At 56.8% G+C, this 6,839-nt stretch carries 10 protein-coding genes; 5 read left to right on the top strand and 5 right to left on the bottom strand.

From position 1 onward, the window contains the following. A partial coding sequence (locus ACOCD2_RS09885) for a hypothetical protein (protein ID WP_305801377.1) occupies positions 1–264 on the top strand: 264 nt, incomplete at its 5' end. Between the two features lie 10 nt (positions 265–274). Here the strand turns inward: ACOCD2_RS09885 and ACOCD2_RS09880 are convergent. Both ACOCD2_RS09880 and ACOCD2_RS09875 read right to left on the bottom strand, forming a co-directional pair. Further along, a complete protein-coding gene (locus ACOCD2_RS09880; RefSeq protein WP_293646851.1) occupies positions 275–1,261 on the bottom strand; it encodes a class I SAM-dependent methyltransferase in 987 nt (328 codons plus the stop codon). Further along, positions 1,254–1,850, bottom strand: a complete 597-nt coding sequence (locus ACOCD2_RS09875) for an XTP/dITP diphosphatase (RefSeq protein WP_293646853.1) — start codon at positions 1,848–1,850, stop codon at positions 1,254–1,256. Before ACOCD2_RS09875 ends, ACOCD2_RS09880 begins: the two co-directional genes overlap by 8 nt. A 166-nt stretch (positions 1,851–2,016) precedes the next feature. On the opposite strand from ACOCD2_RS09875, the gene ACOCD2_RS09870 reads away from it, so the two are divergent. From ACOCD2_RS09870 to ACOCD2_RS09855, 4 genes are read left to right on the top strand one after another with little or no spacing between them, the layout of a single operon-like run. Next, positions 2,017–2,439 carry a thioredoxin family protein gene (locus ACOCD2_RS09870; protein ID WP_293646855.1) on the top strand — a complete coding sequence of 141 codons (423 nt, stop codon included), beginning with the start codon at positions 2,017–2,019 and terminating at the stop codon, positions 2,437–2,439. Next, on the top strand, positions 2,436–2,987 hold the full coding sequence (locus ACOCD2_RS09865) for a gluconate 2-dehydrogenase subunit 3 family protein (RefSeq protein WP_293646857.1): 552 nt from the start codon (positions 2,436–2,438) through the stop codon (positions 2,985–2,987). Before ACOCD2_RS09870 ends, ACOCD2_RS09865 begins: the two co-directional genes overlap by 4 nt. Then, a complete protein-coding gene (locus ACOCD2_RS09860) occupies positions 2,984–4,687 on the top strand; it encodes a GMC family oxidoreductase (RefSeq protein WP_293646859.1) in 1,704 nt (567 codons plus the stop codon). Before ACOCD2_RS09865 ends, ACOCD2_RS09860 begins: the two co-directional genes overlap by 4 nt. 15 nt (positions 4,688–4,702) lie before the next feature. Continuing rightward, the gene (locus ACOCD2_RS09855; protein WP_293647445.1) at positions 4,703–5,446 is read left to right on the top strand and encodes a DsbA family protein; all 744 of its coding nucleotides are present in this window, start codon (positions 4,703–4,705) and stop codon (positions 5,444–5,446) included. A 132-nt stretch (positions 5,447–5,578) separates the two neighbouring features. On the opposite strand, the gene ACOCD2_RS09850 is transcribed toward ACOCD2_RS09855, so the two are convergent. From ACOCD2_RS09850 to ACOCD2_RS09840, 3 genes are all read right to left on the bottom strand, one after another. Further along, positions 5,579–6,037: a DoxX family protein gene (locus ACOCD2_RS09850; protein WP_293647447.1), complete on the bottom strand. Its 459-nt coding sequence runs from the start codon at positions 6,035–6,037 to the stop codon at positions 5,579–5,581. A gap of 90 nt (positions 6,038–6,127) precedes the next feature. Then, positions 6,128–6,376 (bottom strand): DUF2282 domain-containing protein, encoded by a 249-nt coding sequence (locus tag ACOCD2_RS09845; RefSeq protein WP_293647449.1) that lies wholly within the window; start codon positions 6,374–6,376, stop codon positions 6,128–6,130. 240 nt (positions 6,377–6,616) lie between these two features. Then, the coding region (locus tag ACOCD2_RS09840) for a hypothetical protein (RefSeq protein ID WP_293652454.1) at positions 6,617–6,839 on the bottom strand (223 nt) is incomplete at its 5' end.

The following is a 6,839-nucleotide window of genomic DNA, read 5'->3' as shown; positions in this document are numbered from 1 at the left end:
AAGTCTCTGCTGTACCTGGTTTCCAATGCCTTTGAGCGACAGAAGGAACGCCCCCTGCTGGGTATGCAGAAGTTTGCCAAGGATGTGCCCAGGGTGGGTGAGTTGCCGCGAATACATTATTCCAATGGTGCTACCGGCGCAATCACCCGCAGTACGACCCACGGTGGATTCGACAACGATGTGTACACGCTGAACCATATCCTCAAGAGAGTGTTGGGCGCTGCGCCCTCACGACCCTTCAGGAAGGAAGACCTGGATTACTGACGGTATCTGATCAGGTCTGGAGTGAGGCGGCAACGCCCTGGCAGAAATGCTGTCCGCCGTATTGCAGTGGCGTGATATGGTCGATACGGAAGCCCTGCTTTTTCATAGCCTGCTGCAGGTCGCTGAAATGCTGGTCGGAATAAGCGGCGGAGCGCAGATCCTTCATGCGCCTGCGGTAGTCATCGTTTTCCCGGCGCAGCAGGCTGATGGCCTGTTTGCGTTGCTGCGGAGTGATGTGTGCCGCATTGCGCCGGTCGAACAGTTGCATGAGGTTGTGGGTGAACATCTGCACATGGGATGGTTCTTTGAGCTGCCGCGCATAGCGGTTCAGCTTGTCGATGCCCTGGGCAAGCTGGCGCTGCAGCTGTTGGGCCTGCTGTTGCTGCGAGGCTGTCAGCGGCCTGTTTTCGGCCACCTGCTGCTGCAGTCCGACAAGCTGTTCCGAGATTTCTGCAAGGCCGGATTTTTCGCACTGGCGAATCTGTTGCAGGGCCTCCCTGGCCTGTTTCAGCACCGCGGAGTCCTGGTGATGGATCATGGCGACGAAAATACCGCCTTCCGGTGTCAGTAGACGCTTGATCTCCCGCAGGGATGCCTGCCTGTCGCCGTATTCAAAGCCGAACTGGCTCATGATGAAATCCTGGCTTCCTGTTTCGAGTCCGGTCCTTTCCATGGGGGTGTTGCCAACGAAATGAATGTTTTTCAGGAGTGGGTTTTCAGACTGCAGTTCCAGCGGATGAATATCTGAAAAATCGATGCCCGTGATCTGAAAATCGAGACCATGATCGTGGGCATACTGAGCGGCAAGGAGTGCAAGGGCGCCGTTACCCGTGCCCAGATCCAGCAGGCGGGCGTTGGTCTGGAGACCGGAAAACTGTGTTTCCCAGTAGGCTTTGACCGGTCCGTCGTAGTTTTGGGCGAAGGCGCCGTGAAAACTGGTGATGGTGCGGTTTTTCCAGTAAGCCCCCCACTGATCGGCGCTGAGCCGCTCAGCCATGAGAAAGCGCCTGCAGCAGGCACTGCAATGCCTTGCCACGGTGGCTCATGGCATTTTTCACCTCGGCCGGCAGCTCTGCGGCACTGCAGTTCTTTTCCGGAACGAAGAACAGCGGGTCATAGCCGAAGCCGTTCTCTCCCTGAGGCGTATGCAGAATCCGCCCCTCCCAGGTACCCTGGCAGATGATGGGTACAGGGTCTTCCCCGTGCCGCATATACACCATCAGGCACTGAAAGCGGGCAGTACGCTGTTCGTCCGGCACGTCTTCCAGTTCTGCCAGCATCCTGCGGTTGTTGTCGGCGTCCGTAGCATCAGGGCCGGCAAAACGGGCGGAATAAATGCCGGGAGCGCCCTTGAGCGCATCCACTTCCAGCCCCGAATCATCTGCGATAGCCGGGAGGCAGCTCAACACTGCTGCATTTCTGGCCTTGAGAATGGCATTCTCGACGAAGCTCAGTCCGGTTTCCTCGATTTCCGGGATGTCAAAAGCGGACTGGGGCAGTACCTCCATATCCCGATCGGCAAGCAGCTGACCGATTTCCCGGACCTTGCCCTGGTTATTGCTGGCGAGAACGATACGTTGTGTCATGATTTATGGCTGCAGGAAAAAAGGAAATTGTAACTTTTTGTATGCTGGATGTGTCAGAAAACAGCGGAAAGGGCGGTCTGATTGTCGTGCAGGGTGCAAGTGCTCCGTTTTTTCTCCTGCCCTGCAGATAAGGTTGCCCGTCCTGCAAGAGGTGTATAGTAAAAAGATGAATAAAATGAGCGTGTTGAAGAAGTCTTTCCTGTCGCTGCTGTCCATGGCGCTGGCAGATGGATCTGTGCCCTGGAAAGACTGGTCGGATGCTGCCTTTGATCAGGCAAAAGCGGAAAACAAACTGGTTCTGGTGGATCTCAGCGCCGAATGGTGTGCCTATTGTAAAAAAATGGATGCCACCACCTGGCAGGACGCCAAAGTGCTGGCTGCCATCGAGCAGGATTACGTGCCCATACAGATCGTGGACGAGCAAGCCCCGGAGCTGGCGGAGCGTTACCGCCAGTACGGCCGGCCGGCGGTCATCATCATGGATGCCGAGGGTAAGGAGCTGATGCGCAAGCGCGGCTATATGAAACCCCAATGGATGGAATGGATGTTGCAGGCGGTGGTGCAGGAACACAGGGAAGGCAAACTGTGAGACGTCGCCAGTTTCTTGGCTGGAGCGTGAGCGCTGCTCTGGCCGGCAGCATATCGCCTGTTCATGCAAAAAGCTGGGTGCCGGATTTTTCGGCCATCCGGCTCAAGGCCACAGGCATGGATGCCGCCCAATGGCAGGTGATGGCGGCGGTGCAGGCACACCTGTTCCCTTCCGAAGCCAACGCTCCCGGTGCGGCTGATGTCAATGCTGCGCCTTATCTCCAGTGGGTGCTGTCAGATCCCTCTCTCGAAAAGGCCACGCGGGATTTCATCCGCAGGGGCGTGGTTTCCGTGATGTCCCTGAGCAGCAAGGAATACGGGGGAGGTTTTCCATCGCTGGCAATCGAGCAGAAAGAACAACTGCTCAGAAAGCTGGAAGCCCAGCCTCACGGGCAGGACTGGCTGCGCGAGGTGCTTACCTATATTCTCGAAGCCACCCTCACCGATCCGGTGTATGGCGGCAATCCCGGCGCTATCGGCTGGAAGTGGCTGGCCCACAGACCCGGCTACAAACGCCCGCCGGCGGACAAGAGGTATTTCCTGCTGTGAGCCATGACTACGATGCCTGCGTCATCGGCAGCGGTGCCGGTGGCTCGCCCGTGGCACTCACCCTGGCACGTGCCGGTCTTTCGGTGCTGGTGCTGGAAAGAGGGCCCTGGTTTGGCACGGATGATTTCTACAAGGATGAACTGGCCTGCTGCCTGCGCGAGACCTACAAGCCGGACCGCAGGGAAGAACCGCACATCATCGAACTCGAAGACGATGATGGCGGCTGGCAGGCACAAACGACGGACCATGGCCGCTGGAATTTCTGGAACGGCAACTGCGTGGGTGGTTCCAGCAACTTCATGAGCGGCTATTTCCACCGTCTCAAGCCGGTGGATTTTCGTCTGCTGTCCGAGTTCGGTCCGGTCGAAGGTGCCAACATTGCCGACTGGCCCATCGGCTATGAGGATCTGGAACCCTATTACACCCGAGTAGAACACGAGGTGGGTGTCTCCGGTACCCTGCGGGATCATCCCCATGCGGAACCGCGCAGCAGCGCCGGTTTCCCTTATCCCCCCCTCCAGGAACACCCGGTGGCCGGGATGCTGGATGCAGCGGGTAAAAAGCTCGGATATCACCCTTTTCCCACACCCAGAGTCATACTTTCCCTGCCTGAAAAAGGGCGCAACAGCTGTGCCTACAACGGTGGCTACTGTGGCAGCACGGGCTGTTCCACCGGCGCCAAGGGCAGTGCCAGGGTGGCGCTGCTGGAAAAGGCCGTTGCCACTGGCCATTGCGAGGTGCGGCCCCATTCCCTGGTGAAACGCATCATGACGGATGCCGGGGGAAAGATCACCGGTGTGGAGTATTTCGACAAGGCAGGCAGCTTGCAGCAGGTCGATGCCAGGATCTATGTGGTGGCCTGCCAGGCCATCGAGAGTGCCAGACTGCTGTTGCGGTCCACCGGCCCGAAATTTCCCCGGGGGCTGGCCAACACCAACGGCCTGGTGGGGAAGAACCTGCTGTTTGCCGGCGGTGGCGCCGGTTCCGGCAATCTCCCCTACGCAAAATTCAGCCAGTCAAAGGCACAGGAACTGGCGCAGACCGGCTTCTTCATCAACCGCGCCCTGCAGGACTGGTATATCATCGATGACAAGGCCTTTGGTCCCCGTCAGAAGGGTGGCACCATCGACTTCGTGCATGTACACCCCAGCCCCACCCTGCGGGCGGCGCGCCACCTGGATGGCGATCATGGGCTGGTCTGGGGAAAGCCCCTGAAGCGCAATCTGGAGCACCTGTTTCGTGACGCAGTACCTCTCAAGATCGAAGCTTTCTGCGACTGGTTGCCCATCGACGACAGTTTTGTCACTCTGGATGCCTCGAAAAAGGACAAATGGGGTATGCCGGTTGCCAGAATCCGCGCCGGTTTTCATGTGCAGAATCTGAAAGTGGGCTGGTATCTGGCGGCCAAGGGCGCTGAAATGCTCAAGGCCATCGGTGCGGAAGATGTGATTTCCTTTGCTTCGGGCGCGCCGCCCACGAACCTGCTGGCGGGAACTTGTCGCTTCGGTACAGATCCAAACAAATCTGTGCTGGATGCCAATTGCCGCGCCCATGAAATAGACAACCTGTATGTCACCGATGGAAGTTTCATGCCCACCGGTGGTAGTGTGCCCTACACATGGACGATTTATGCCAACGCTTTCCGGGTCGCTGATCATTTGCTTCAGCGTCTCGGAAAGCCCAACCAGGAAAAATCCTGACCGAGAGATTTATTGATGAAAAAGAAAAGACTGATTACCGCTCTGGGGCTGTCTGCGGCCCTGTTTGCCTCTTCCAGCGGGTTTACCGCAGAAGCGCTTACGCCTGCGCAGAAAGCCGAGGTGCAGAAGCTCATTGGCAGTTATCTGAAGGAAAATCCGGAAGTGGTGATCGACGCCATCCAGGCCTGGCGGAAGAAACAGGATGCGGCAGAAGCAGCCATGACCAAAGAGGCCATTGCTGAACTGATGGCTGAAACAAAAGATACCAGATCGCCTGTCTGGGGAAACCCCAAGGGTGATGTGACCATCGTGGAGTTTTTCGACTACAATTGCCCCTACTGCAAGAAAGTATTTCCCAGCGTGAAGAAGCTGATTGCAGACGACGGCAATATCCGGGTGGTGATGAAAGAACTGCCGGTGCTGGGTCCCAATTCCGAATATGCGGCGAAAGCAGCGCTGGCTGCCCAGAAACAGGGAAAGTATGATCAGTTTCATGCCCAGATGATGAACAAGAGCAGTCGACTGTCCAAAGAGGGCGTGCTCTCGGCTGCGGAAAAGGTCGGGCTGGATATGGATCAGCTCAAGAAGGACATGGAATCACCCGCCGTACAGCAGGAACTGGAGCGCGCCAGCGTCTGGGCCCAGCGCCTGGGCATCAACGGTACACCCGCATTTGTCATTGGTGATCAGCTGATACCGGGCGCCATCGATGGCCAGCAGATGAAGCGCTATGTGGAAAAGGCGAGAGCAGCAAAATGAGGGCAAGGGGTCGGAGTCAAATTACAAGTAGTGTGTTGTAAAACCAAGGTGATGTAGGTCGGGCTTCAGCCCGACACAGGCGCTGGGTTGGGAGGCATTGTCGGGCTGAAGCCCGACCTACGGTTCCTGTGGTCAGCACTTTTTGCATAACAGGTGATCGACAGATAGCTTGCCAGGACCGTGGAACACGGTGATCAGCAGCATGGTTCCCCAAAGTATGTGTTGCTGCAGACCGGCGCTGCCTTCCGTACTGAACAGGAAGCTGGCATAGGCAAAGACGGCTACGGCGTTGAAAGCAAACAGGGCCAGCGCAGAGAGCCGGCTGGCGATACCCAGTGCGACCAGGATGGGAAGGGAAAGCTCGGCGGCGGTGCCAGCCCAGGCTGCCACCTGAGGGGAGAGCAGGGGGACATTGTATTCGTACTCGAACAGCATCAGCGTCGTATCCCAACTTTGAATCTTTACCATGCCGGACTTCAAGAATGCCCATGCGACCCACAGGCGTACTGCCAGGTCGAAGACCGGGGACAGAAAATCGAGTAGCCGCGCAATGGCGCTGTAGGGTTTGACAAGTGTTTGTAGCAGGCTCATGTTCACTCCTTCTGTCTGCTCCCGGGAGAGCGTCACACAGACCTGCAGCCAATAAACGCCCAGCTGCAGGCTGTTCGTCAGTTGTCGATCTTATTTTTTGACCTTGCCACCCACGATTTTTTCGCAGGTGCCTTCAGGTACATAGACCCACTCATCGGGACCACCGTCTTTTGTGGACTGACCGGCACAGGCATGGCCGGAGGTGCCACAATCGTTTTTGCCGGCCTTGGCAATGCCCATACATTTTTCAAAGCCTGGCTTGCCTGCGAAGGCGCTTCCGCTGATGCCCAGAGACAGCATGGCAACGGTGATGGCACCGAGAACAATGGATTTTTTCATGGAGGATCTCCTTCTAGTGTATTTGTCCTGATCCGAAAGGAACCAGGTTTGTTGGAACAATTTCAATATAGCGAACCGGCACAATTCCCCGGTTCGGATACAATGACCTGACAAAGTGGGGTTTTATTTCTTTATATTGGCTTTATTTGGCCGGAGCGAAACAAACCGTTCACCATCAGGGTCTTAATATTAACCCGGCTACCAAATATGTCGCCCTCAGTGCTTCAAACAGGACGCGTATCAAGGCGCGGCTTGCAGGCAATGGCAAGCCCTTGTCAAAAGCCGCAACACCGATACGCGTCCTGTTTGAAGCACCTGACCGATTGATAATGCAAGAAAGGCCGCCCTGTCTGCGCTGGTGGGCTGCGTTATCAACACTTGCTGTAGAATGACTACAGCAGCGTATTGATGCCTTGCCACCAGCGCAGACAGGGCTGCTGAGGGCGATATATTTGGTTGCCGG

Origin of the sequence: Thiolapillus sp., assembly GCF_048562965.1 — a bacterium.
Taxonomy (GTDB): domain Bacteria; phylum Pseudomonadota; class Gammaproteobacteria; order Chromatiales; family Chromatiaceae; genus Thiolapillus; species Thiolapillus brandeum_A.
Note: the sequence above shows the minus strand (reverse complement) of the source record. Positions and strands in the feature narration are given on the sequence as shown.